21 protein-coding genes and 2 pseudogenes are annotated in these 25,282 nt (G+C 42.6%); 18 read left to right on the top strand and 5 right to left on the bottom strand.

The features are described 5' to 3' along the window. Positions 1-95 precede the first annotated feature (95 nt). A complete protein-coding gene (locus ICL16_RS44625) occupies positions 96-1,247 on the bottom strand; it encodes an NAD-dependent epimerase/dehydratase family protein (RefSeq protein WP_190839281.1) in 1,152 nt (383 codons plus the stop codon). 230 nt (positions 1,248-1,477) lie between these two features. Here ICL16_RS44625 and ICL16_RS44620 point away from each other — a divergent pair, with 230 nt between their 5' ends. From ICL16_RS44620 to ICL16_RS44595, 6 genes are all read left to right on the top strand, one after another. Beyond that, entirely contained in the window at positions 1,478-1,813 is a 336-nt protein-coding gene (locus ICL16_RS44620) for a slr0373 family blue light stress response protein (RefSeq protein WP_190839189.1), read from the top strand. Positions 1,814-1,913: 100 nt separating this feature from the next. Beyond that, positions 1,914-3,425: a stress-responsive protein Ycf46 gene (gene ycf46 / locus ICL16_RS44615; RefSeq protein WP_190839188.1), complete on the top strand. Its 1,512-nt coding sequence runs from the start codon at positions 1,914-1,916 to the stop codon at positions 3,423-3,425. A gap of 136 nt (positions 3,426-3,561) precedes the next feature. After that, positions 3,562-3,912 carry a DUF1257 domain-containing protein gene (locus ICL16_RS44610; protein ID WP_190839187.1) on the top strand — a complete coding sequence of 117 codons (351 nt, stop codon included), beginning with the start codon at positions 3,562-3,564 and terminating at the stop codon, positions 3,910-3,912. A 188-nt stretch (positions 3,913-4,100) separates the two neighbouring features. Continuing rightward, the gene (locus ICL16_RS44605) at positions 4,101-4,394 is read left to right on the top strand and encodes a type II toxin-antitoxin system Phd/YefM family antitoxin (RefSeq protein WP_190839185.1); all 294 of its coding nucleotides are present in this window, start codon (positions 4,101-4,103) and stop codon (positions 4,392-4,394) included. 72 nt (positions 4,395-4,466) lie between these two features. Continuing rightward, the gene (thrB, locus tag ICL16_RS44600; protein WP_190839183.1) at positions 4,467-5,423 is read left to right on the top strand and encodes a homoserine kinase; all 957 of its coding nucleotides are present in this window, start codon (positions 4,467-4,469) and stop codon (positions 5,421-5,423) included. Between the two features lie 229 nt (positions 5,424-5,652). Next, positions 5,653-7,263: an NAD(P)H-quinone oxidoreductase subunit 4 gene (locus tag ICL16_RS44595; RefSeq protein WP_190839181.1), complete on the top strand. Its 1,611-nt coding sequence runs from the start codon at positions 5,653-5,655 to the stop codon at positions 7,261-7,263. Between the two features lie 45 nt (positions 7,264-7,308). On the opposite strand, the gene ICL16_RS44590 is transcribed toward ICL16_RS44595, so the two are convergent. Together ICL16_RS44590 and ICL16_RS44585 are read right to left on the bottom strand one after the other, a co-directional pair. Continuing rightward, a complete protein-coding gene (locus tag ICL16_RS44590; RefSeq protein WP_190839179.1) occupies positions 7,309-8,109 on the bottom strand; it encodes a peptidylprolyl isomerase in 801 nt (266 codons plus the stop codon). Between the two features lie 337 nt (positions 8,110-8,446). Beyond that, the gene (locus tag ICL16_RS44585; protein ID WP_190839176.1) at positions 8,447-9,031 is read right to left on the bottom strand and encodes a helix-turn-helix domain-containing protein; all 585 of its coding nucleotides are present in this window, start codon (positions 9,029-9,031) and stop codon (positions 8,447-8,449) included. A 206-nt stretch (positions 9,032-9,237) separates the two neighbouring features. Here ICL16_RS44585 and ICL16_RS44580 point away from each other — a divergent pair, with 206 nt between their 5' ends. From ICL16_RS44580 to ICL16_RS44570, 3 genes and pseudogenes are all read left to right on the top strand, one after another. Beyond that, entirely contained in the window at positions 9,238-9,483 is a 246-nt protein-coding gene (locus ICL16_RS44580) for an antitoxin family protein (protein WP_190839175.1), read from the top strand. Then, positions 9,480-9,821, top strand: a complete 342-nt coding sequence (locus tag ICL16_RS44575; protein ID WP_238361228.1) for a type II toxin-antitoxin system VapC family toxin — start codon at positions 9,480-9,482, stop codon at positions 9,819-9,821. The genes ICL16_RS44580 and ICL16_RS44575 overlap by 4 nt, the downstream gene beginning before the upstream one ends. A 342-nt stretch (positions 9,822-10,163) precedes the next feature. Further along, positions 10,164-11,231 (top strand): annotated as a pseudogene (locus ICL16_RS44570) (transposase); the annotation flags it as partial. Positions 11,232-11,331: 100 nt separating this feature from the next. Here ICL16_RS44570 and ICL16_RS44565 read toward each other — a convergent pair. Further along, on the bottom strand, positions 11,332-11,979 hold the full coding sequence (locus ICL16_RS44565; protein ID WP_190839173.1) for a helix-turn-helix domain-containing protein: 648 nt from the start codon (positions 11,977-11,979) through the stop codon (positions 11,332-11,334). A 626-nt stretch (positions 11,980-12,605) separates the two neighbouring features. Here ICL16_RS44565 and ICL16_RS44560 point away from each other — a divergent pair. Both ICL16_RS44560 and ICL16_RS44555 read left to right on the top strand, forming a co-directional pair. Next, positions 12,606-14,069, top strand: a complete 1,464-nt coding sequence (locus ICL16_RS44560) for an efflux RND transporter periplasmic adaptor subunit (protein ID WP_190839172.1) — start codon at positions 12,606-12,608, stop codon at positions 14,067-14,069. Between the two features lie 18 nt (positions 14,070-14,087). Next, a complete protein-coding gene (locus ICL16_RS44555; protein WP_190839171.1) occupies positions 14,088-15,248 on the top strand; it encodes an ABC transporter permease in 1,161 nt (386 codons plus the stop codon). A gap of 222 nt (positions 15,249-15,470) precedes the next feature. On the opposite strand, the gene ICL16_RS44550 is transcribed toward ICL16_RS44555, so the two are convergent. After that, on the bottom strand, positions 15,471-15,893 hold the full coding sequence (locus ICL16_RS44550; RefSeq protein WP_190839170.1) for a CVNH domain-containing protein: 423 nt from the start codon (positions 15,891-15,893) through the stop codon (positions 15,471-15,473). Positions 15,894-16,719: 826 nt separating this feature from the next. On the opposite strand from ICL16_RS44550, the gene ICL16_RS44545 reads away from it, so the two are divergent. From ICL16_RS44545 to ICL16_RS44515, 7 genes and pseudogenes are all read left to right on the top strand, one after another. After that, a complete protein-coding gene (locus ICL16_RS44545; protein ID WP_190839169.1) occupies positions 16,720-18,780 on the top strand; it encodes a TolC family protein in 2,061 nt (686 codons plus the stop codon). Positions 18,781-18,910: 130 nt separating this feature from the next. After that, positions 18,911-20,200 (top strand): annotated as a pseudogene (locus ICL16_RS44540) (peptidase domain-containing ABC transporter); the annotation flags it as partial. Further along, entirely contained in the window at positions 20,197-21,711 is a 1,515-nt protein-coding gene (locus tag ICL16_RS44535) for a beta-barrel domain-containing protein (RefSeq protein ID WP_190839168.1), read from the top strand. The pseudogene ICL16_RS44540 and the gene ICL16_RS44535, both read left to right, overlap by 4 nt. A gap of 134 nt (positions 21,712-21,845) precedes the next feature. Beyond that, a complete protein-coding gene (locus ICL16_RS44530) occupies positions 21,846-22,082 on the top strand; it encodes a hypothetical protein (protein WP_190839167.1) in 237 nt (78 codons plus the stop codon). After that, positions 22,079-22,558: an HNH endonuclease gene (locus ICL16_RS44525; RefSeq protein WP_190839165.1), complete on the top strand. Its 480-nt coding sequence runs from the start codon at positions 22,079-22,081 to the stop codon at positions 22,556-22,558. The genes ICL16_RS44530 and ICL16_RS44525 overlap by 4 nt, the downstream gene beginning before the upstream one ends. Further along, positions 22,506-23,729, top strand: a complete 1,224-nt coding sequence (locus ICL16_RS44520; RefSeq protein WP_337907240.1) for a beta-barrel domain-containing protein — start codon at positions 22,506-22,508, stop codon at positions 23,727-23,729. The genes ICL16_RS44525 and ICL16_RS44520 overlap by 53 nt, the downstream gene beginning before the upstream one ends. Positions 23,730-24,121: 392 nt before the next feature. Then, positions 24,122-25,126, top strand: coding sequence for a tetratricopeptide repeat protein (locus tag ICL16_RS44515; RefSeq protein WP_190839163.1), 1,005 nt, complete (start codon positions 24,122-24,124; stop codon positions 25,124-25,126). Positions 25,127-25,282 lie beyond the last annotated feature (156 nt).

The raw sequence follows: 25,282 nt of genomic DNA, 5'->3' as shown, positions 1-25,282 counted from the left end.
TCATTAGTCATTAGTCATTAATTACTAGCTGGCTAATTGTTGATGGTTAATAGTTAATTGTTATTAACCATCAACAATCAACTATTAACCATCAACTATCTGTGCCACGATACTTTTGGCAGGATGTGGTGGCGATCTACTCGATTCTGGTACTTAATGGTAAAGTTTAAAAGTGAATCGAGTAGAGAATCAGAGAGATAGTGGGGTTGTAAACCCAAATCTAGGAGTTTAGTGTTTTTGGCGTTGAAGTAATGTTCTTCTTTCTCTACTCTGGGATTATTGAGGTGGTTAATTTCTACATTCAACCCCATTGCAGTTCCGGCTTTTTTCACCATCACTGCTAAATCGCCAACGCTAAATTGTTCGGTAAATTGGTTAAACACGCGGAATTCGCCTGCTTGTGCTGGGTTGGCGATCGCAATTTCTACACATCTCACTGTATCCCGAATGTCGAGAAATCCCCTTGTTTGTCCACCTTTACCGTAAACTGTCAGGGGATGCCCAATTGCTGCTTGAATACAGAAGCGGTTCAACGCTGTACCAAATACTCCATCATAATCAAGACGATTAATGAGCATTTCGTCCATTCCAGTTTCTTCGGTAAGAACACCGTAAACTACACCTTGATTTAAGTCGGTTGCCCTTAATCCCCAAATCCGACAGGCAAAGTGTATATTATGGCTGTCATGAACTTTGCTCAAGTGGTACATTGAACCGGGTTGCTTCGGATAAGGTAGGGTATCTTTACGCCCATTGTGTTCAATGGTGATGTACCCTTCTTCAATGTCAATATTTGGCGTACCATATTCACCCATTGTTCCCAACTTGACTAAGTGACAATCTGGGAAATCTTCTCGCATTGCGTACAGCAAATTCAAAGTGCCGACTACGTTATTCACCTGAGTTAAAACCGCGTGTTCGCGGTCAATCATCGAAAAAGGAGCCGATCGCTGTTCGCCAAAATGTACAATTGCGTTTGGTTCAAATTTGTGCAGCGCCTGTTTGAGAAACTCATAATTGGTAATATCGCCAATTAATAAGTCAATTGATTTACTCGTCAAATCTTGCCAACGCTGGAGACGTTGCTGAATTGACGTAATGGGGGTAAGCGTTTGCACGCCTAGTTCATTATCCCAGTGCCGCCGCACCAAACTATCTAAAATTCCAACTTCGTAACCTTGATTAGAAAGGTAAAGTGCTGTTGCCCAACCGCAATACCCATCACCACCAATAACCAGGACTTTCATTTTCACTAGTTTTTACTCGCTGATAGCTAAATCTATCAGGTTTGTGACCCCTAAAGATGAAGAATTCAGGAGTCTCCTATCTCCTATCTCCTGACTCCTGTCTCCTGACTCCCGTCTCATTTGTAAATAAATGTAACAATAATGCCGTCAAAACGTTTTAGTGTCTTGACAACTAAAAAATAAGCAGATAACGTAAGATACATACCCGGGTAAGACCGTTAAAGAGTAGTATGCAAACGAAGCAAAAGGTAACTTTGTATTTATCGCCAGAACTGCACAGAAGGTTGAAGATTCGATCAGCAATCGATTCAGAACCAATGTCAGAACTAGCAGAACGTGCGTTAGTGTTTTATCTAGCAAATTCAGAGCTAGTAGAAGAAACAGAAGCATCCTATGGAAGAACTCATAGAGTTTATTCCTGTCCAAATTGTGAAAGTTCTCTATTATTACGAGATGGTGAATTGGTAGCAATGGGTAAGTCAGGATTTACCACTGAGCATGTACCTATGGATGAAATAAGGGACGAAACACCCCAAAAGGGAGAATCAGAGTTAGTTCCTTGCTAAAAAATAGGGATTATGAGTGATAAGTTCATAATTCCACAGTATTTAAAAGCCTAAAAGCGATGTCTGAACTGTCTGTTAGTGGTCTCAAGTAGGTCGATGTATGAAAGAAGAGCTCAACGTCCTCATTCAAGCTCAATACCCTTTAATCTACCTTGTGACCTCCGAGGAAGAGCGGGCTGAGCAAGCAATCTCCACAATCGCTCAATCGTTAAAGCCTCTGCGACGAGTATACGTTTGGACAGTAACTCACGGCATCGTTGAGTACGGTCAACCCAGGAATGTCACTCAACACAACACAGTGTCGCCAGAAGCGGCGATCGAGTGGATTATTCGGCAAAGAGAGCCTGGTATATTTATTCTTAAAGATTTACATCCGTTTATAGATGCGCCGCCGACAACAAGATCTTTGCGGGATGCGATCGCTAGCTTCAAAGGGACGCAAAAGAACATTATCTTGATGTCACCCATGCAGCAAATACCAATCGAACTAGAGAAGGAAGTTGCTGTTTTGGACTTTCAGTTACCTGACATGGGTGAGTTAAATAAAGTTTTAACTTATCATCTCGAGCAAAATCGTGGACGCCGACTATCAACAGAAGCGCGGGAAAAATTACTCAGGGCAGCTTTAGGATTAACTAAAGATGAAGCGGAAAAAGTCTACCGCAAGGCACAGGTAACTTCAGGGCGTTTGACGGAAGATGAAGTAGATATAGTATTATCGGAGAAAAAGCAACTAATCAGACGCAATGGTATACTAGAATACATAGAAGAAGATGAAACCATTGAGGCTGTAGGTGGATTAGAAGAATTGAAGAAGTGGTTAAAGCAACGCTCTAATGCTTTCACAGAAAGAGCAAGAGAGTACGGTTTGCCCCAACCTAAAGGAATGCTGATACTAGGAGTTCCTGGTTGCGGTAAATCATTGATTGCCAAAACTACCTCGCGGTTGTGGGGTTTACCACTACTACGCTTAGATATGGGGCGAGTATATGACGGCTCAATGGTGGGACGTTCAGAAGCAAATTTACGCAACGCCCTCAGAACAGCAGAATCAATATCTCCAGTGATTCTGTTTATCGACGAGTTAGATAAATCCTTTGCTGGTACTACAGGTTCTTCTGATTCCGATGGTGGTACTTCCAGCAGGATCTTCGGCTCTTTCCTTACCTGGATGCAAGAAAAGAAATCGCCAGTATTTGTCATGGCGACAGCAAACAGGGTAGAACGCCTACCAGGCGAATTTTTAAGGAAAGGTCGTTTTGATGAAATATTCTTTGTGGATCTGCCTACTCCCGAAGAGCGTCAAGATATTTTCAAGATACACCTCACTAAGCGCCGAGACGATATCGCTCGGTTTGACTTGGAACAACTCGCGAAAATGTCTGATGGTTTTTCTGGGGCAGAAATAGAACAAGCGCTTGTGGCAGCAATGTACGAAGCTTTTGCCCAAGAACGCGAGTTCACCCAATTAGATATTATTGCTGCACTCAAGGCAACACTGCCGCTGTCCCGCACGATGCAAGAACAGGTAACAGCCCTCAGAGACTGGGCTAGACAGCGTGCAAGACCTGCAGCATCTTCCGTCGCTGAATATCAGCGGATGGAGTTCTAAAAGCTTTCCTCTGTAACAACAGAGGCAAAGGCTAGCGCCCAACGCTAGCAGTTATGAAAAAACCGCGTAATAGTGTAAACGCGGCGCCTAAAACAAACCGTTGTCCTTTTCTCAATCTTCTCTGGAGGAAACCCAAATGTCTCATTTTAGCACCCTGCGCACCAAAATCTCCGATGCAGAAATCCTCAAGTCTTCTTTACGCGATTTGGGTATCAGCGTAAAAACTGATGCTGATGTTCGCGGCTACAACGGTCAGCGCGTTCGTTCTGACATCGTTGCAGTTTTAGAAGGTGAGTACGATCTCGGTTGGTCTCGCAACAGCGATGGTTCTTTCGACCTCATCGCAGACCTGTGGGGCGTTGCTAAGAAGCACAACCAGACTGAACTAATTAACTCTATCAACCAGAAGTACGCTGTTAACAAAACTCTGGCTGAAGTTAAGCAACGCGGTCTGCAAAATGCCAACGTTAAGTTGGTATTGCAATAATTAATCTCTCTGCGCGTTCCCAAAGCTGCACGGGTTAACCTAAGTAATAGCGGTTAGCCCGCTTTTTTTCCCAGAAACCCAGTTTCTTAAAGAAACTGGGTTTCTTTCAATTCAATTCTGAATTTATCATTTTTTTATGGCAATTTAAGTTGCTGTTCATTCAATGGAAAATTAGACTTGTGTTCAAAATGAGCAAAATAGTTAACAATGAAAAGCTTTTCAGTAAAGTTTTAGAGACAGATGAAGCGGTAGTTATTAGCCAACCAGATGGTAAAAATGTTGTCTTGATTTCCGAAGCAGAATACAACAGTTTATTAGAAACTCTGTATTTACTTCGTTCACCTGCTAATTCTGCTCGTTTGCTCACTGCTCTGGAACGCGCAAAAGCGGGAATGATTCAGCCTCAAAATGTTAGAGAACTGTATGAGAAGTTTGGGTTAAACGAAGATGACGCGGATAGTGATATTGCCTTCTCTAGTTAATATTGCATTTACAAATGAGTAAATCAAGCAGATACATGGGATGCTGGTTTATTGATTCGTATGTATTTGCATATGTCTGTAATTTCTTGTGCTACTGTTGTTGTTCCCGCTACAACTGCTAATTTGGGACCTGGATTTGATTGCATTGGTGCCGCTTTAACTTTGTATAACGAGTTTAAGTTCACTAGGCACAATGAAGAAGGAGTAAAGATCGCTGTTACTGGTGCTGAGGCAGAGAAGGTAAAGACTGATGAGAGTAATCTTCTTTATCAGGCTTTTGTCAAGTTATATCAATATATTGGGCAGGCTCCGCCGCCTGTGAAGATGTCCATTAATCTTGGTGTTCCTTTGGCGCGGGGTTTGGGTAGTTCGGCGACGGCTATTGTTGGTGGGTTGCTGGGTGCGAATTTTTTGGCGGGTGAGCCTTTGAGTCGGTTGCAGGTGATGGAGTTGGCGATCGCTTTGGAGGGGCATCCTGATAATGTTGTGCCTGCTTTATTGGGGGGTTGTCGTTTGGCGGCGACGGGGTTGGGGGTTGAACCGCCAAGACGCCAAGAGCGCCAAGAGTGGGAGGTTTGTGAGGTTGGTTGGTGTAATTCGGTTGTTCCTGTGGTGGCGATTCCTGATTTTGAGTTGTCTACTCAGGAGGCGCGGCGGGTTTTGCCGAGTGAGGTGAGTCGTGGGGATGCGATTTTTAATGTGGCGCATCTGGGTTTGTTGTTGCGGGGGTTGGAGTCTGGGAATGGGGATTGGTTGCGGGCTGGTTTGCAGGATCGGTTGCATGAGCCTTTTCGTCGGGAGTTAATTAGGGGTTTTGATGCGGTGTATTCGGCTGCTGTTGCTGCTGGTGCTTATGGTTTGGTGATTAGTGGTGCTGGACCTACTCTTTTGGCTTTGACGGATCGATCGCAACAAGAGGCTGTGCGGGTGGCAATGGCTGCTGCTTGGCAATCGGAAGGTGTTGAGGTTGATGTGCGATCGCTCTCGGTTGATTTCCACGGATCAAGAATTTCTACTCCTGACTCCTGACTCCTGTCTCCTGCCTCCTATTTTTATTACAATTTGTAACGGTTGCGCTAGCGCCGTTTTTTATTGACTTTACACAAGTTTACATTTAGGGTAAATTATGCCGAAAAACAAGTATTTATTACTAAAGTTTTCGTAAAGATAGTGGCTTTAGGAAGAAATTACGTTTACAAAACTCAAAAATGCTTAATATAATGTAACTAAAAGTAAATAAGTCAATTGATTGTCAGTGATGAATGCTATTGAAATGCCTTGGTTAACAACCATTATTCTTTTGCCACTGGTGGCTGCCTTAGCCATCCCTCTGATTCCGGATAAAGAAGGTAAAACAGTTCGCTGGTATACTTTGGGAGTAGCGATCGCCGACTTTGCTTTAATGATTTATGCTTTCTGGCTCAGCTACGATTTTCACAATAGTGCTTTTCAACTAGTAGAAAGCTATCCTTGGGTTCCGCAAATAGGTTTAAATTGGTCAGTAGCGGTTGATGGATTGTCGATGCCGCTGGTACTACTTACAGGTTTAATCAATACTCTGGCAATCTTCGCGGCTTGGAAAGTAACAAACAAGCCGCGATTGTTTTATGGTTTGATGCTAGCGATGTACAGCGCCCAGTTAGGGGTGTTTGTTGCCCAAGATTTGCTGTTGTTTTTCTTGATGTGGGAAATCGAGTTAGTACCTGCCTACTTGCTAATTTCCATTTGGGGAGGGCAAAAGCGTCGCTATGCAGCAACTAAGTTCATTCTCTATACTGCTGCTGCTTCAATATTTATCTTGGTAGCGGGTTTTGCAATGGCATTCTCTGGAGATACAGTCACCTTTGACATGGCGACTCTGGGAATGAAAGAATATCCTAAAGCTTTTGAATTGCTGGTTTACGCAGGTTTCTTAATTGCTTTCGGGGTAAAGCTACCGATTTTCCCTCTACATACTTGGTTACCTGATGCTCACGGTGAAGCTTCAGCGCCAGTTTCGATGATATTGGCGGGTGTGTTGTTGAAGATGGGTGGTTATGCTCTCATCCGCATCAACATGGAGATGTTAACTGATGCTCATGTTTACTTTGCTCCTGTGCTAGTGATTTTGGGTGTAGTGAATATTGTTTACGGTGCTTGCTGTGCTTTTGCGCAAACAAATCTCAAGCGTCGCTTGGCATACTCTTCGATCGCTCATATGGGGTTTGTACTGATTGGAATTGCTTCCTACACAGAGCTAGGTATCAGTGGCGCTGTGCTACAGATGGTTTCCCACGGTTTGATTGCTGCTAGCTTGTTCTTCCTCTCTGGTGTCACCTACGAGCGTACTCACACCTTGATGATGGATCAAATGGGTGGTATAGCGAAGGTAATGCCTGTAACTTTTGCTCTGTTTACTGCCGGTGCAATGGCTTCTCTCGCTTTACCAGGAATGAGTGGTTTTGTTGGAGAATTGATGGTGTTCTTGGGTATCACTACCAGTGATGTCTACAGTTCTAACTTCAAAGTTGTCGTCGTGCTACTGTCAGCAGTTGGTGTGATATTAACTCCGATTTACCTGCTGTCGATGTTACGTTCTATTTTCTACGGCAAACAAAACGAAAATTTGGTACTGGATAAAGTAGTAGCCGATATTAAACCTCGCGAACTATTTGTAACTGCTTGTCTTTTGGTTCCTATCATCGGTATCGGTTTGTATCCCAAGTTGGCAACACAAACTTACGATGTCAAAGCAGTGGCAGTAGCGGCTCATGCTCGTCAGGTTCTGCCAGTTGTAGCTCATCAACAACCAACAAGTCTATACTCTCGTATTTTTACCGCGCCGACATTGGCTAATTCACAGGTTTCAATGACGAATATTGCTGAGTAAATATTTTTTCATCAGGGCTGGTGCTATTAAAAAATCATAGAAAGATTATGTGGGGGTAGTTTTGATAACGCCCCCACTACTATTTGTATGCGCTACATATTCGGTTTGTGGATGAAAAACTATTTCAGCTTCCAATTGTTCAATTTGTTGCTTGAGCCATTCATTAAACAAGTCTGTGAGAATTTTTGAGCGCAGCATCTCGTCTAACTCTGGCTGAATGATTTCCTCAACAAAAATCAAATGTACACCCTTAGAGGTAACGATTGGTTTGAGAATCTGCGGTGGAGTTGCTGCAAATACAGCGGCGGAAATTTCTGGTTTTAAATCTGTGCGACTCACCATTCCTTTATATCCTCCAGAACGACGTGCTTCCTTATCCTGAATATATTGGTGTGCAACAGAGGGAAAGTTTATTTCACCTTTAGCAATTGCATAAAAAAGTTCCATCGCTAAGTCTTTGTCATCTAAAACCACTTCATACATGGCAACTTGTGTATAATCCAACTGATTTTTAACAAAAAAAGCTTCAACTTTTTCGGCAAATAAATGTTCTGTCAACTTTGAGGAGATGACAGTATAATAAATTAACTCTTCAAAATCATCTAAAAAGAGACTATGTTTTTTTAACCATGCCCAAGTGGCGTCAGCACAGTGAAGATTGCTGATTAACCGCAAGTTGTCTGCTGCCTGTTGAAGTTCTTCTCGCTCTGCTTTAATACCTGCTTCTTGTGCTGCATCTATAATAATTTTGCGAGTGAGGATACCTTCAACAACAGCAGGAATTTGGCAAGAAAGCTTGATTTGATGAATGATTTCGTCTGGATGAATAGTGTAAATTTGGGACATTTCTATAACTCCTTGTAATTATACCATTTCTCCAAAAGCTGGTTACACAAGATCTCTTCTTGCCCCCCTTTTAAGGGGGGTTGGGGGGTAAAAACGTGTGGTAACTATAAGAAGAATTGGTAGTTACTTTAAAATGAACCGCATAGCCCCAGGTTTAAACCTGAGGTAGCAGAAAACCTAAAGGAAAAATTTTTACGAATTGGTATTACTCACGCTAGTAGCCGTAACATTGAGAAACCTGGATGGAGCCTGACGCTCCCCTTGAAAAAGAGGGGTTTGATACCCCCCTTTTTCAAGGGGTTGGGGGGATCAAGTCTTATCCGAACTGTATTGAGTTCTAAGTTGCTTTTTGAGCGTGGGTATGTTGAAGCGGGTGAGCGATCGCAAATAATCTCCCGAAATTAGGCTCGGCATTTGATGGTAAGTTACCAATAGTAATGTTGATATCCTTTTGGCTTGAAGAATATTTCTCAGTTGTGTTGTCTTTTGGTCGAGTGGAAAGCCCCATTTCCTTAAGCAAACGGTTGATGTGACAACTGCTTAGCTTCATGCCCAATTCTTTCTCCAGATGCTTGCTTAACCATTGCGCTGTCCAACGTTGAAATGGATAGCCATGTTCACGGGGGCTATGACTTGCCAGTTCTTTCAACCGAGCGAGATATTGTTCATTCACAGTTTTAGGGCGTCCCATGGGGCGAGCGCTCCAGTTATGAGCTAACCCAGCTTGTGCCATAGCAATCCAATACCGTGCAGTTTCTGGAGAACACAAGAGAGTTTCACAGATTTGTGCTTGAGATTGACCTGCATCTGCCAGCAGCATGATTTCAACACGACGGCGATATTCTGGACGTAAATCTCCTTCTAGACTCTTGAGCAGAAGCTTGTGCTGAAAAGATGTTAAGTAAAGTCCCTGATTTTCCACAGCAAACCCTCCTAGTAGAACTTGCGGAACCGAAAGTTTGTTTGGATGCTCTGTAGCGAACCTCCGCTTACTTATCGGAATCAAAAGTCCTGGAATTCCACAACTCGTTATAAAACTTCACAATCTGCGATCTGCGGTGAGAAGTTAGGCTTTTCCGGCTACAATTGCCTACTAGCTACGACCTAAAACAACGAATAGCGCAAGTTATGAGCAAGAAGATAACGGTTGTATTTGATGGAAATGTTTTGCGTCCAGACAAGCCTTTGGATTTGACACCGAATACGCGCTATGTCATTACAATTCAAGAGTCGATTTCACCACCCATAGCAGGTGATGCTTGGGATGTGCTGGAGGCGATGACGGGAACAATAGAAGCACCGACAGATTGGTCTAGTGAACATGACCATTATTTGTATAGTACGCCCAAAGGTGAGACAGAAGGCACTTCATGAGTGATGAACGCTTATTTCTGGATACGGTGTTTATCCAAGCTTTGTTAAATAAACGCGATCAGTATCATGCATTAGCTAGAGCGTTTCTGCCCAGAGTGCGAGCCGCCGCAGAAGTTTGGGTAACGGAAGCGGTGTTGGTGGAAGTTGGTAATGCCTTGAGTGCTGTCAATCGCCCTACAGCGGTGCAGTTTATCCAGCAATGTTACAATACGGCTAATTTGAAAGTGGTAGCAGTGGATACCTTATTACTCAACCGTGCATTACAGCTTTACAGTGACTCATATCTTGCACCTCTGTGGATAAACCACAAGTTGGTGAAAAAGAGCGTAAAACTATGACTTGGGAACAATCAAAAAGTCTAAGTGAGTAATAGTTGTTTATTCAACATATAAGTATAGTAATTTTACGTGTAAACCTCTTCCGTACCTAGTTTTAGTGAAAATGATAATTATAGAGGGAGTGGCAGATCCTAACCGGAGCCGCCACTAGAAAAGAATTTAAATAGCGTTGATCAACGTTCATTACGGCAAAGCCGTTGGCTACCGCTTTTATGGTAATGATTATCATTATGATTGAGCGGGTCAATTTGGTGTTTAGGCAGAGTAATCAGATTTGCATTGAAGTACCAAAATATGAGAAAAAGGGCGTTGAAATACATCTGAATTAATTCAGCAAGAAAAATGGTTTCAATTCTTGCCCACGCCCAAAATTTAGTGTACACCTTGCTGTCATTGATGCCTTCTATTTACCAGCAAGAAAATCTTGAAGCGATGTTGGGATTGTTCTTGCAGGCACAGGGGTATCCTCTACCTGAACACAGTAAAAGTAAGTCAGCCAGCGCCTTAAGTCGATTTCTCAACATCTACGACTGGTCAACACTAGGTGTAATTCGTGCTACTCGTAACCGTGTTATTAAGGAGATTTTGTCTGAGTGTCCTAAGGGGCGCAAACCATTTCTACAAGTGATTATTGACCTGACAACTCTAGAAAAAGTTGGCAAATTTAAGGGGTTTGAGAATTTAATCCGTGTATACAACGGAAAACGAGGTTTGCATTTGGTTGTGCTGTATTTAGTTGTTGGTCGGTGGCGAGTACCTTGGAGTTTCCGTGTATGGAAGGGAAAAGGAACTCCTTCCCCCGCACAATTGGGATTAAAAATGGTCAGAACTTTGCCCAAAAGATTAACCAAGAACTTCCAGGTGATGGTTCTGGTAGATACAGCCTTTGGTAGTGTGGAGTTTATTCATGGTGTCCGAAAGCGGAGATACCATGTGATTGCGGGAATCGCTTGTACCCGTAAGTTGGTTGATGGTCGCTGTGTTGCTCGACTACATAAACGAGGGCAACAGCTTCGCCTTCAGAGTTTGAAGTTTCCTGTCTATGTATCCTGGTACTATTTTAAACGTGATGATGGCAAGTATGAAAAACGGTTTGTCATTGAGACCATTGCTCTCAAAGCTAGCACTATTTCTTGGTGGGGTAAACGACGTTGGCAAATAGAGGGTTGGTTTAAAACTGCAAAACACCGTTTCGGCTTGCACCGTTTTGGACAAGGAACACTTTTAGGTGTTTATCGTTGGTTAGTCTTATCCCTTATTTCTTATATTTTAGCCCATTGGGCTTATTTATCCACATCAATCGGCTCTACGAATCTACCTAATTGGGGACAAGCCGCTCTAATCGCGTTCCAAACTATATTTCCACACTTAGTGGTGTTACTTCTTTTACAAGACATTGAAAGCAAAAGAGAGCTAGCACTTAGTCAAGGAATTGACATTCAAATTTCCAGGTGCAAGATATGAGGTGAGCGTCCTGATAAAACTTGGGGTTTGACAGACTGCATTTCTTTTATAGTAATGTGGGAGCAAGGTTTGACTGATGCAGTAACAGTTGATGTGCATTTTGTTCAAGCTGGGTTTCGGGCGTTGTTGCGGGAGTGATTGGGGACAAAGCGATCGCAAACAATCTCCCAGAGTTGGGCTTGGCGTTCGATGGTAAATTACTAATCGTAATGCTGGAATCCTGTTTGCCTGAGATTTGTTTCTCAGTTGTGTTGTCTTTTGGTCGAGTTGAAAGCCCCATGGACTTGAGCAGACGGTTAATGTGACAACTGCTTAGCTTAATGCCCAATTCTTTCTCCAGATGCTTACTTAACCATTGGGCTGTCCAACGTTGAAATGGATAACCATATTCACGCGGACTATGGGTTACAAGTTCTTTCAAGCGAGTAAGATATCGATCGTTAACAACCTTGGGGCGTCCCATCGGGCGATCATCCCATTTATGAGCCTGCCCTGTCTGTGCCATAGCAATCCAGTATCGTGCAGTCTCTTGAGCGCACAAGAGTGCTTCACAGATTTGTACCTGAGAATAACCTGCATCTGCCTGCAGCATGATTTCAATACGACGACGGTATTCTAGGCGTAAATCAGTTTCTAAATTCTTTTGCAAATGCTTGCGCTGAAAAGGTGATAAGTAAAGTCCTTGCTTTTTCACAACAAACCCTCCTAGTAGAACTTACAGAACTGGAAGTTTTTCTAGATGCTCCTTGCAAACCTCCGCCTACTTGTCAGCATCAAAAGTCTAGAAATTCCACAACTATTTACAAAAATTCACAATTCTCTGACGAACGGTTAGAAGTACTGCTTTTCAGGCATTAGTAATTTGACAGGACAAAAACAGCACTATTTGCAAGCACAGACATAGCTTCATTTTCAAACTGCATAATTTGGAGTAGTGAGAGCGCATCACTGCACTTTTATTGGGAAGACAAAAGTATCTTTATAAAAGATTTAAAAAATAAAAACATAACTCCTGGAGTTATGCATAAAAAAGAAGTTTCAAACACTTGAAATACTCAATTAAATCTTAGAATATTATTGAAGTCGAATTAAGTGGTTCAATCAACTACTGCTTCAAATGGAGGTGCAATGTCCGAAAAGACTCGATGTAGGCGGCGTTGGAACTGGAAATTCGTGCTTTGCGTGTTGGTTGATGGGAAGAGCGGGGCAAATGCAGCCAGTGTCACGCCTCATAGTTCCTAGCAGACTCCAACAAGAAGGTGCGCCTAAAACTTCCTCTTGAACCGTGATGCATTGACCTCAAAAAACGGCGCTACGCTTATGAAGCAGGTTAAAAAGAAATTCGAGGCAGGAGTAAAATGGTTAGCCTGGTCAGGAGTTTTGGCTACACTTAGCGTCGGGGGTGGACTGCTGTATGTCCATCGAAATCAGCCGTCTACAAAGTCGGTAGCGCTGCCTGTTGTTACTGTAGAACGTGGCAACATTGAAAACACTATCAATGAAAGCGGTACTCTTGAACTGCGTGGTCAACAAACTCTGAAGTCTCCAGCAGAAGGCGCAGTTGATCGCGTGTTAGTGCGGCTTGGGGATCAAGTCAAATCCGGTCAACCGCTGATTTTTCTGCGTAACCCTGACCGACAAACTATCCTCGCCAACCAGCAATTGCAGATTCAAAAGCAAGAACTGACTATGGCGCGTAACCGCCAAAAACTTATCGAAGCCCAGGAAAAGCTAAAAGCAACTAAAACAGAAAACCAGAACAACAAGCAGCAGTTGCAAATTAAAAAACAAGAACTCGCCTTAGCTAGTAACCGCCAAAAACTTATCGAAGCCGAGGAAGATCTAAAAACCGAGGAAAAGAAACTTCAGGAACTTGAGGCTCTAGATAAAAGGGGCTTCATTCCCAAAAATGAACTTCGGTCGCAGGAGGAACAAGTCCGCCGTGCCAAGTCGGTAGTGTGGCAAGCTCAATTAACGGTCAATAACGATACTATCGAACTCCAAAACCTTCAGTTTGAGATCCAAAATACGCAACAGCAAGCGCGGGACAAAGTCACGCAAGCGGAATCAGCCCTGGAGGACGCTCAGTTAGCTGTTAACAACGATATCCGCGAACTTCAGCGCCTTCAGCTTGAACTGCAAAAAATCCAGCAGCAACTCCAGAATAACATCGTGACAGCACCAATTAATGGTAAGGTTCTTGACATCAAAGTTAAGGATGGGGAAGGGATTCAGGTGCGTACCGACTTGATAACTCTGGGCGATCCTACTCAAGAGGTCGTGTCGCTTCGACTTTCCACCCTCAATGCGGTTAAAGTGCGGGTCAATCAATTGGCTCGCGTCAGTGTCATAGGTCCCAACGCTCAGACATTCGAGGGACGGGTACAGTATTTGTCTCCCATAGCAACCACTTCTTCCGGAAACGACACCCCAAGCAGTAGTAGTCAACAATCAGGGCAAGCAACGGTATCTGCAAAGGTAAAACTTAATACACCTTCTCGCAAGGTGATTCCTGGTAGCCATGTCAATGTCGAAATCGTTCTGCAACGGCGGCAAAACGTAGTGGTTTTAAATACGGATGCGATTCAGCGTTCTGAAGAAAAGCCTTTTGTGTGGGTGCGGGATAAACAAGGTAAGGCGCAAAAACAAAACATCACTTTAGGGCTAGAAGGGTTGACTAATCTGGAGGTGACCTCTGGTTTACATCCAGGAGATCGAGTGGTACTGCCCTCAGCCGATTCAAAATTGGAACCAGGAACGCTGATTGCTCCCCAATCCAACTGAACCAGAAGGCAAAGAACAATGAGTCTCAAACCTCTCGACTTACTAAATCTGACATACCGCTCTCTAAGTAGCAATCCTTTGCGTTCTACCTTAACCTCACTAGGTGTTTTCATGGGTGTCACTGCGGTGACAGCAACGCTTCAGGTTGGCAGCATTAGTCGGGCAGTGATTGCTCGTCAAATGGCTGAGCGCGATTCCCCTCAGGTTATAGTCTACCCGCAACAGTCCCAACTTCGACTAGAAGATATGAAATTCTTGCAACAAAGGCTGACGGGCTTGCAAGCAATCAGTGCGTCCAGTGTTCCATTCTCTTCCCCAACCGTATTTCAAGATCGGGAGGCGAATCCTTCAATGTCAGGTGTTTCCCAAAACTTCTTGCTGACATCTGGTAAGCAGTTAGCAAAGGGACGGTTCTTGACTGAGGCAGATTTTGCTAGCTATAGACCTGTAGTGGTTATCGATCAATTTCTGGCAGAAAAACTTTTTCAAGGTCAAAAGCCTATAGGTCAACGCATCTATGCTAATCGTCAACCTTATATTGTCGTGGGAGTAGTACAAACTAATCCTGGAACTAAGGTACCTGAAGGTGAGTTACTCATACCGATGTCGGTATTCAACGCTCTGATGGGTAGTCAGGATATTGGAACTATTTGGATACGTCCCCGCAAACTTGAAGACTTGAAAAACTTGGAAGATCGGGTAAAAAAGCTGTTAGAACAACGCTCCTTTGATCAGAAATTTTATGTTTCAAATAATATAGAAGATATTCTGGAGCAACAGAAAACCCTTGAATCTGTTTCGCGGGCACTAGCAGCGGTGGGAGTCATTTCTCTACTAGTGGGGGGTGTCGGTATTGCTAATATTACGATCGCCACTGTAGCGGAGCGTACTTCTGAAATTGGTCTTTTGCTGGCAATAGGGGCAACCAAGCAGGACATCATGTTGCAGTTCATTCTCGAAGCAGCGCTGTTAAGTGTGTTGGGGGGAACTGTGGCGATCGTTGCAGTACATGGGTTGACAGTGGTGGCTGCCAGTACTTTTAATTTACCCTACCAATTTGAAAGCACCACAGCAGCCTTATCCTTCAGTTCAGCACTGTTGGTGGGGGTAGGGGCTGGTTTTCTCCCCGCCCTCCGAGCTAGCCAACTCAATCCAGTTGCAGCTTTGCGTAGCAGCTAGTGCTTGCCTCAGATATTTAATAAATCACCCCACCTGATTTTAAAATTCTGGTGGGGTAGTACTCTGTCAAGTTTGAATTGAGGGGTTGCGTTCTTCAGATTCCCGACATCTTAAAGATGTCGGAAATCTAGAACACCATCAAAACTAATGACATGAATCAGTAGTTTATTTACTCAAAAGATTCGGGCAGCAAAACCGTCTCTAATGCATTCTACTTGCTACCTATGAATAACGCAAAACTCCATTATCATTGTAGATTCCCCGAATCAGAATTGATGTGTTGTTGAATGTGCCATTTATTCTACGACATTGTGCTGTTAGGGTAGCTCCAGAAACACCAATGTTCCGACAGGAACTTTGATAACTACTAGCGGCAGTTGCATTACTCGTATAGCGCAGAACTCCATTATCATTGTAGATTCCCCGAATCAAAATTGATGTATTGTTGAATGTGCCATTTATTCTACGACATTGTGCTGTTAGGGTAGCTCCAGAAACACCAATGTTCTGACAAGAACTTTGATAACTACTAGGAGAGGTGGGTGCTGCAAAAGCAGGATTAGCGGGAATTGTAGCCACGATTGCACCACAAGCTGCAAGAGTTATTAAACGTGGTGACTGACTTAGTTTTGCGAGAAAAGACATGAGTATTCTCCTTTGAAAGATTGAGTTTGATTGTCAGAATTTGTCGCGTACATTGTTCTTACAACTACCTCATAAAGGACAATATAAATACCAGCAAATGCTGTGTTATTATGCCAGAATTACTTGCCGATTCTTGGTAGTGAAATTGCTATTGGAAGTTAAAGCAAACTCTCGTTAGAACTTGCTTTTTATATTAGAAGATGTGCTTTATTTGGTAAGCTCACCTACTTTTTTATGTAAGTTAAGCTGTTAATACTTAACTTACTTGATTTCAGTTTGCAAGAAAAAATATTTAATAGCAAGGCTGTTTAGTCTTTTTAAAAATCATAAAACCTGTAGTTATGTTTTTATTTTATAAGTTTGTAAAAATGAAATAATAATTTTTATTTAAATAATTAATATTTATAAAAATCATATTGAGAAAAAATAACAATTATAAATCATTCGGGAGAAACGAGATACCCGACAACTTCTGCAAAGTTGGGGATTTAGAGATCGCAATTCTCACAAGTCAAATAGGATTGCTATATTAATTTCTTGAACTCAAAACTAAAGCACTTTTGTTTCAGAACCTTATAAAGAAGGTAAGAAGAGCAGTGTAAAGTAAAAATCAAGACTAGAATTCAGATAGTAGCAATGGGTTTTAGTAAGCTGAACTACAACTCAATGCAATTTCTAAGTCTGACATCGCCAACTTGATAGTGGTGGTATCTCAAGACCTAACCACTTAATTGAAAGGGAATGGTTTTGTCTAGACGGAGCCGAAAGTTAGTCCTAGTTTTAAAAAGTCAGGCTATGCAAAGCAATTTACTAAATTTAACTCATTATGCAGAAGTCACCTAACCAAGACTCCCAAGGTCAAAATCTATATAAGTATTTATCTTTCCACTCCGTCAGCTTCTTTTTACTTCATGTGATCGTTGTTCTAACTGCGACTTTAGCTACGGCTCACATTCTCACCATAGTTTCTAAATCAAAGATACTCAAATCTAGTGCTAGCGCTGAAACAGCAGTTAAACCGCCAAATAATGTTCAACCTGTAGCTTATGAAAACATCAAACCGATCCAAAGGAAAAGTAAAGACAATCATCAACTTAGCAAGGATGAGGCGATCGCTTTACCTTTGAAAAATCTTTTAGAAACTTCTACAAAGCGAAAACATCAACAGCCAAAAAGTAGGAGCGTACACGACCCCTCAAGAAAGCCCACAGCCAACACAAAGAAACTCATAACTCATTCCCTACCTCAACACTCAAACGGTCAACTGCTTCCGTTCAACCACAAATCGTCGCAGGATTCTCAAAAGCGATCGTCGCACGTTGTCTTCGAGTTGACAACTCATACGCAAAACCAGCATCGTACCGAATCGCAAGACTTAATAGCACGATTGCGCGAAGCGAAGCGCCCTCACGAGCGATCACAAAGCGTCTCCAAAGGAGAATCACCTATTAACTTTAAATTAACGACTGATATGCAAGTCCAAAAAACCTTAGTAGCAGAGGTAATTTCTCAGAATCAATCTCTTGGAGCAAAACAACTAAATAGAGTGGCTGCAAATAGTTTGAAACAGAATCAACAGCAACCATCACCGAACAGACGTTCTCTTACACTGAAGCTCTCTGATACTGTAGTTTTGGCTTTGGCAAACAACAGATCTATTAAAAATGCATATCTTGAAAGGATAGCTCAAAGACAAGACCTAGCAGTGGCAGAGGATAAATTTGCACCTGATTTCACACCCTCTTTATCAATGTCGCTTGCTCAATCTGGATCAGATGGAACCACAACAACTACTAATGAAGTTGGTCTTGGGGCAAAAATGAAGATTCCTACAGGGGGAGATCTCAGTGTTGAGTGGACAGGTAACTCTCTCGCGCCAAAGATAGAATTTAACCAACCCCTATTGAGAGGATCTGGAATTAAGGTAAATAGAGCTTCGATTGAGACTGCGCGGTTGAACGAAAAAATCAATGTCCTTGGTTTAAAATCGACATTAACCAACACCATTACTGATGCAATCCTGGCATATCGAAATTTACTTCGCGCTCAGGAACGACTAAAAATTGAGCAGCTTTCGTTAAAAAGTGCCCAAGAAATTCTGGAAATTAACCAGGCTTTGATCGAGGCGGGTAGGTTGGCACCAGTCGAGATTATCCAGAGTCAGACAGCGATCGCGAACCGACAAGTCAGTTTGGTGGCTGCCCAGAATACTCTTGAGTCAACAAGGTTAGCTCTACTTCAGATTCTTGATATCGATCAAAATATCAATCTTATGGCAGCAGAAGTGCCAAAGGCGTCACCTATTACGTTAAACTCAAACAAACAGCGGCAATTAGCGCTGTTGAATCAGCCAGAGTATTTGCAGGCACAGCTAAATCTGGACAAAGCTAAACTTGACCTGTTAGAAGCAAAAAATGACAGGCGCTGGGACTTGGGTTTGAAAGTCAGTTATGGCAACACAGGAGACATGACAGCCGGATTAAATATGACTAGAACATTCGGCGACCTGACAAAGAACCAGAGATTTCAGCGAAGCCAGATTAGTTTACAGCAAGCAGAGAACAATGTGAATGACCAGCGTGAAAGTTTAGAAATTCAGGTAACAGACAGGATTAGAGATGTGAATTTGAGTTTCAAGCAGGTGCAACTTGCCCGACAAGCTAGGGAATCTTCTGAACGACAACTAGAGATTGAAAGAGAAAAACAGAGATTGGGAAGGGGATCTGGAGTCTTCGAGATTGTCAGTCTGGAAAATAGTTTAGTAGAGGCAAGAAACGCAGAGCTTAATGCAACAATTGAATATCTCAATGCTTTGACAAACCTGGATCGAACTGTCGGAACTACATTGGACACTTGGCAGGTATCAATTGAGACGAATAAAAAGTGAGTTTTCTACGGTTGCGCCCCTATCTACAAATTCTAGCACCACTACTGGCTAACAAGAGTGCAACAAGCGCGTTCGCATCTTAATTATTCGTAATTATCTTCAGTAATCTTATCATTTGTTTCCCGTTTATGTCACCCTCGTCAACCTGCTTTTTCTCCCCGCCTTGCGCCACAAAACCCGCAACCAGATTGTCTTAGGTACGGAAAACCAAGGCTTTCTCGTCGAAACTTTTCGTGGTGTCCAGGTGCTAAAAACTACCCAAGCCACCCCTCAAGCTTGGCAAGAGTATCAGAGCAATTTTGGTCGTCTTGCTAATCTGGGCTGGAGTACGATGAAGTTGGGGCTTTACAGCAGCACAATCACTGGTATTCTTTCCAGTTTGACTAGTATTGCCTTACTCTGGTTAGGTTCGCACTTAGTGATTGATCGCACCTTAAGTATTGGTCAGTTGCTAGCTTTTAACGGTATGAGTGGCAACTTTCTGGGCTTTCTCGGTTCAGTCATTGGGTTAGTTGATGAATTTATCACTGCTCAGATTGTCATCCAAAGATTAACCGAGGTAATTGATGCTACCCCAGAAGACGATAATGATTTTAAAAAGCCTTGGGCAGAAATTCCTGGCAATGCAGACATTACCTGCACTAACCTTAATTTCCACCACGCAGGTAGAGTTGACCTCTTGCAAGATTTTTCCCTAATTATCCCTGGCAGTCAAGTAATTGCCCTAATTGGTAAATCTGGTTGTGGCAAAAGTACTCTCGCTAAAATGATCGCCGGATTATATTCTCCGCAATCAGGTAATATTCGCTATGGTATTTATAATCAGCAAGACCTTTCTTTAGAATGCCTACGACAGCAGGTGGTGCTAGTGCCTCAAGAACCTCACTTCTGGAGTCGCTCAATTATTGACAATTTCCACTTCAGCTATCCCCACGTCAGTTTTGAACAAATTGTTAGGGCTTGCCAGATTGCTGGTGCAGATGAGTTTATTAGTAAACTACCCGACAAGTATCAAACAGTTTTAGGAGAATTTGGCGCAAATCTCTCTGGTGGGCAAAGGCAAAGATTAGCAATCGCCAGAGCTATAGTTACTGAGCCGCCGATACTCATTCTAGATGAATCCACCGGCGCTCTTGACCCAGTAAGTGAAGCCCAAGTGCTAGACAAATTATTGTACTACAGAAAGGGCAAAACCACAATTATGATTAGTCACCGCCCCAAAGTTATTCAGCGAGCCGATTGGATTGTGCTGCTGGAGGAAGGGCGATTGAAAATTCAAGGTACTCCCCAAGAGCTACGCCTTCAACCTGGTGAACACTTAGAATTCCTAGACGAAGTTGCCCCATCAACCAATGGTTTTGTTTTGAAATCCTCCAAATCTGATTCTAACGGTAAATCAAGAGCAATCATACAATCATGACGCTTAGCTACTCCAACTCAGACTCTCTGCCCCCAGTTCAAGAAAACGAATTTCTACCGCCACTTGGTCGTTGGACTACTGTTGGCGGAATGGTTATGCTTTCTTTTATCGGAATAGCGATCGCTACTGCATCTGTTGCCAAGTATAAGGTAACAGTCAAGGCTCAGGCGAACCTCCGTCCTGCTGGTGAGTTGCGGATTGTTCAAGCTGCAACGGAAGGTTCAGTTATGCGTGTTTCTGTCAAAGAAAATCAAGTTGTTAAAAAAGGTGATATCATTGCTACTATCGATGACTCTCGCCTTCAAACCAAAAAGAGTCAATTGCAAAGCAATATCCAGCAGAGTCAGTTGCAATTTGTTCAAATCAACGCCCAAATTAGTGCGCTTAATAGTCAAATTAGAGCTGAAACTGATCGGATCAACCGTGTTATTGCTGGTGCTAGTGCTGAGCTAGAGCATCGCAGCCGAGACTATCGAGACAAGCAAATTATCACCACCGCTGATGTCGAAGAAGCAGAGGCGAATGTTAAGATAGCTCACAAGGAATTGCAAAAAGCCACCGCTGAATTAAAATCAGCCGAAGCGGACTTAAAGTCAAGGGTTGCTGGCTTGTCAGCAGCACAGTCGAAGCGGAACCGATATCAGAAAATAGCCAAAGTTGGAGCGCTTTCTCAAGATCAATTTGAGGAAGCACAACTAGTTGCTAGTCAGCAAGAACAAGCAGTGGAGGCACAAAAAGCAGTAATTCAGGCTCAGAAACAAACAATTGAACGGCTACAACAAGCAATCTCGGCAGCAAGTGCTAGAGGGCGACGCGCAGTAGCGACACTCAATCCAAGTAAAGCAGAAGTGGCGATCGCACTTGAGCGCATTGCCCAAGAAAAAGCCTCTCTCAAAGCCAACCAAGCTACATTAGACAAAGAACGCAAAGCCCTCATCCAGCAAAGGATTGGCATTCAGCAAACCATAGAGCGCGACAGCCGTGAACTCAAACAAGTAGAAATTGACCTCAGTCAAACTGTCATCACTGCCACAGCAGATGGTATAATATCCAAACTCAATTTGAGAAACTCTGGTCAAACAGTGCGCCCAGGAGAGGAAATCGCTCAAATTGTCCCTAGTGATGCTCCCTTAGTAGTTAAGGCAGTGGTAGCATCTGAAGAGAAAAGCAAGTTAAAAGAAGGACAAAACGTTTTAGTGCGGGTTTCTGCTTGTCCTTATCCAGATTACGGCACTCTTAAAGGTAAAGTCAAAGCGATTTCCCCAGATGCTTTCATCCCTCAAGCAAATGGTGCTGCTGGAGTTGCTTCCACAACAGTTGCCAGCCAAAAAGCAGCAGTTGTTGGTGCCTTCTATGAAGTAACAATTGAACCAGAAAGCCTTTTCCTTTATAACGGCAAAAAACAATGTTCCATCCAATTAGGGATGGAAGGCAGAGCCGATATTATTTCTAGAGAAGAGACGGTACTTCAATTCTTTCTGAGAAAAGCAAGGTTGATTGCGGACTTTTAAGGCTTCCAAACAAAAAACAGCATATAACTAAATGCTTTTGAATCTATTCTGAAACTTGGAGAAATTTATATTTTTGACTTTGTTAACTAAAATAAAGTAACTACAATAGTAGTGTAAAAAATAAAAATACCCCTATGACGACCCTAGTCATTAAACCCTCATCCTGGCTTACGACTGGTATTAGAGTCGAAAAAGTCAATAATCTTAATCTTTTCAAATTTACTGAAGAACTAGGTTCGCGCCTTCAAGAACTTCTGGATAAGAAAAAAGCTGATTTACTTACACCAGAAGAAGCCGCTGAACTAGAGGCTATAGGAGAATTAGACATGATTTTTAGCTACATAAATGCTACTATTGCATCTGGGTCGTGAAAATTCCTCATAATATCCAAGAATTTGTACGGAACCGCGCTAATTTTCGCTGTGAATACTGCCATTATCCTGAATTTCTCAGTACATCTCCTCTGACAATTGACCACATCAAGCCACAGTCATTGGGGGGTGAGGATCACGTAGATAACTTGGCTTTAGCTTGTCGTCGATGCAATGAACGCCACTATAATTTTACAGTTGGGACCGACCCAGAAACGGAGCAAAAAGTCCCCTTATTTAATCCCCGTCAGCAACAGTGGGCTGAACACTTTATCTGGTCGGCAGACAGTACAAAGATTATCGGCATCACACCTACAGGTCGAGCTACTTGTAACCGACTTGATTTAAATGATGAACGGCGTCGCGATCGCTTTATACAAAAATCTCGGCAACTTTGGGTACAAGGTGGTTTTCACCCAAACCGTGAAGACCCGTGCCAAGAAAGCTCGAGTTTACCGAGAAATCAAAGTTTATGAAGACATTTATAATGAAGTTCAAATCAACGCCCAGATTAGTGCGCTTAATAGTCAAATTAGAGCCGAAACTGATTGCATTAACCGTGTTATTGCTGGTGCTAGTGCTGAGCTAGAGCATCGCAGCCGAGACTATCGAGACAAGCAAATTATCACCACCGCTGATGTCGAAGAAGCACAGGCGAATGTTAAGATAGCTCACAAGGAATTGCAAAAAGCCACAGCCGAGTTAAAATCAGCCGAAGCGGACTTAAAGTCAAGAGTTGCAGGCTTATCAGCAGCACAGTCGAAGCGGAACAGATATCAGAAAATAGCCAAAGTAGGAGCGCTTTCTCAAGATCAATTTGAGGAAGCACAACTAGTTGCAAGCCAGCAAGAACAAGCAGTGGAGGCGCAAAAAGCAGTAATTCAGGCGCAAAAACAAACAATAGAACGGCTACAACAAGCAATCTGGGCAGCTAGTGCTAGAGGGCGACGTGCAGTAGCTACACTTAATCCTAGTAAAGCAGAAGTGGCGATCGCTTCTGAGCGCATTGCCCAAGAAAAAGCCTCTCTCAAAGCCAACCAAGCTACCTTAGACAAAGAACGCAAAGCCCTCATTCAGCAAAGGATTGGCATTCAGCAAACCATAGAGCGCGACAGCCGTGAACTCCAACAAGTAGAAATTGACCTCAGTCAAACTGTCATCACTGCCACAGCAGATGGTATAATATCCAAACTCAATCTGAGAAATTCTGGTCAAACTGTGCGCCCAGGAGAAGAAATCGCTCAAATTGTCCCTAGTGATGCCCCCTTGGTAGTTAAGGCAGTGGTAGCATCTGAAGAGAAAAGCAAGTTAAAAGAAGGACAAAAAGTTTTAGTACGGGTTTCTGCCTGTCCTTATCCAGATTACGGCACTCTTAAAGGAAAGGTCAAGGCGATTTCCCCAGATGCATTCGTCCCTCAAGGGAATGGTGCTACTACAGTTGCTTCCACAACAGTTGCCAGCCAAAAAGCAGCAGTTATTGGTGCTTTCTATGAGGTAACAATTGAGCCAGAAAGCCTTTTCCTCAATAACGGCAAAAAACAGTGTTCTATTCAATTAGGGATGGAGGGCAGAGCCGATATTATTTCTAGAGAAGAAACTGTACTACAATTCTTTTTGAGAAAAGCAAGGTTGATTGCAGATTTTTAGGGCTTCCAGATAAAAAACAGCATATAATTAAATGCTTTACTAGCCAGGAAAAGATAGCTAAAGGGAAACCGGAAGCGTCTCTATTTATTTGAGTAACCAACAGTTGAATTTATCTAGCGCGTGAATTTAGTAAACTTTTGTGAAGAAAATGGGGTTTTTATGTAAAACTTCGCGCCTAAAGCTGAGTAATAAGTAGAGCTTGTTTAAGTAAAGAGATTACAACCATAGGTAGCGATGAATCTAGATGAGGAACACTTGTCCAGGATTTTGTTTGCACCAAGTGGAAGAATACTAAGGCTTCAGTACTTTCCTAAAGTACATGAAATTTACTTAGTAGTAGTACTAAACTAGCTTTTATTATAGCAAATTCTTAATTCATAAGGAGGGGTGCAATGTCCGGTTTCAAGAGTATTCGGAGTCGCTGGTTCTTAGGGATTGGAATGAGTGCTGCGATTGGCGTAGCCTTTTTGCAGACACTTGGGTTTTCTGGAAATTACGCTCTTGCCCAAAGAATTCGCTCCTCCCCTCCCTCTCTAGATTACAAAAAAGCGACTTCTGATTTGCAAACAGACATCAAGAGTTTGAAGTTAAAGCGCCTTTTCGCTCAAGGATTTGAGAAGTTGCTGAGGGGAGACTACCAGGGATCTGTTGAGGATTACAATCAAGTACTAAGCATTGAATCAAACTATGCAGAAGCACACTTTAACCGAGGTGTTGCCCATCAATCTCTTGGTAATTATCAAGAAGCTGTTAAAGATTTTAAGCAGGGAATTGCTAGCTTGACTCAGTTACTAAGTACTAATGATGAGAAGGCTTTTAAATATAACAACCGAGGCTTTGGTCGTGTGCTACTAGGAGACTATAAAGGAGCCATTGAGGACTTTAACCTAGCTATCAAAGTAGATCCTAGTAATTACACATTTTATCTCAACAGAGCTAGTGTCCGTACTAAGCTTGGCGACTATAAGGGAGCACTTGAGGATTTAGATCGGGATTTACGTAACGCTCCTAATTTATGGAAATATGGTTATTATGTACTACGGGGTATTGTCAACTTTGGTATTGGTGATCATAATCGAGCAATTGAAGACTTTACTCAAAGTATTACCCTCATGCCTAGCACTACTCAGTTTACCAGTGAAGCTTATGTTGCCAGAGGAATGATCTACTTAAAAAAAGAAGACAAGCAGCGAGCTGATAAAGATTTCAATCAAGCTCTAACTATTCTTCCTAATCTTGCCCAAGCTTACTATAACAAAGGTCTTTTCTACAAAGAACGGGGTGTTAAACAAGAAGCTGTTGATAATTTACAAAAAGCGGCTGCCCTCTTTTCTGCTCAAGAAAAAACATTAGAGTATCAAAAAGTACAAAATCATATTAAGGAATTGCAGCTATAGATAATCAGAGCTTCAAAGCCCAAGATTGCACTTGGGCAGAGGATAAACAAAACCCTTGGTTTAACCCTGCATCTTGCTCTGCAAGACACTCAGCCAAATAGCAACAATGTAATTATTCGTAACTATTTTTAGAATCCTATAGTCAATTTCCCTTGT

It is taken from the genome of Iningainema tapete BLCC-T55 (assembly GCF_014698965.1).
In the GTDB taxonomy this organism is placed as follows: Bacteria; Cyanobacteriota; Cyanobacteriia; order Cyanobacteriales; family Nostocaceae; genus Iningainema; species Iningainema tapete.
Note: the sequence above shows the minus strand (reverse complement) of the source record. Positions and strands in the feature narration are given on the sequence as shown.

Coding starts and splice junctions, on each gene's coding strand:
- ICL16_RS44625 (WP_190839281.1), bottom strand. CDS start 1,247: ATGAAAGTCCTGGTTATTGGTGGTGATGGGTATTGCGGTTGGGCAACA.
- ICL16_RS44620 (WP_190839189.1), top strand. CDS start 1,478: ATGCAAACGAAGCAAAAGGTAACTTTGTATTTATCGCCAGAACTGCAC.
- ycf46 (WP_190839188.1), top strand. CDS start 1,914: ATGAAAGAAGAGCTCAACGTCCTCATTCAAGCTCAATACCCTTTAATC.
- ICL16_RS44610 (WP_190839187.1), top strand. CDS start 3,562: ATGTCTCATTTTAGCACCCTGCGCACCAAAATCTCCGATGCAGAAATC.
- ICL16_RS44605 (WP_190839185.1), top strand. CDS start 4,101: ATGAGCAAAATAGTTAACAATGAAAAGCTTTTCAGTAAAGTTTTAGAG.
- thrB (WP_190839183.1), top strand. CDS start 4,467: ATGTCTGTAATTTCTTGTGCTACTGTTGTTGTTCCCGCTACAACTGCT.
- ICL16_RS44595 (WP_190839181.1), top strand. CDS start 5,653: ATGAATGCTATTGAAATGCCTTGGTTAACAACCATTATTCTTTTGCCA.
- ICL16_RS44590 (WP_190839179.1), bottom strand. CDS start 8,109: ATGTCCCAAATTTACACTATTCATCCAGACGAAATCATTCATCAAATC.
- ICL16_RS44580 (WP_190839175.1), top strand. CDS start 9,238: ATGAGCAAGAAGATAACGGTTGTATTTGATGGAAATGTTTTGCGTCCA.
- ICL16_RS44575 (WP_238361228.1), top strand. CDS start 9,480: ATGAGTGATGAACGCTTATTTCTGGATACGGTGTTTATCCAAGCTTTG.
- ICL16_RS44560 (WP_190839172.1), top strand. CDS start 12,606: ATGAAGCAGGTTAAAAAGAAATTCGAGGCAGGAGTAAAATGGTTAGCC.
- ICL16_RS44555 (WP_190839171.1), top strand. CDS start 14,088: ATGAGTCTCAAACCTCTCGACTTACTAAATCTGACATACCGCTCTCTA.
- ICL16_RS44550 (WP_190839170.1), bottom strand. CDS start 15,893: ATGTCTTTTCTCGCAAAACTAAGTCAGTCACCACGTTTAATAACTCTT.
- ICL16_RS44545 (WP_190839169.1), top strand. CDS start 16,720: ATGCAGAAGTCACCTAACCAAGACTCCCAAGGTCAAAATCTATATAAG.
- ICL16_RS44535 (WP_190839168.1), top strand. CDS start 20,197: ATGACGCTTAGCTACTCCAACTCAGACTCTCTGCCCCCAGTTCAAGAA.
- ICL16_RS44530 (WP_190839167.1), top strand. CDS start 21,846: ATGACGACCCTAGTCATTAAACCCTCATCCTGGCTTACGACTGGTATT.
- ICL16_RS44515 (WP_190839163.1), top strand. CDS start 24,122: ATGTCCGGTTTCAAGAGTATTCGGAGTCGCTGGTTCTTAGGGATTGGA.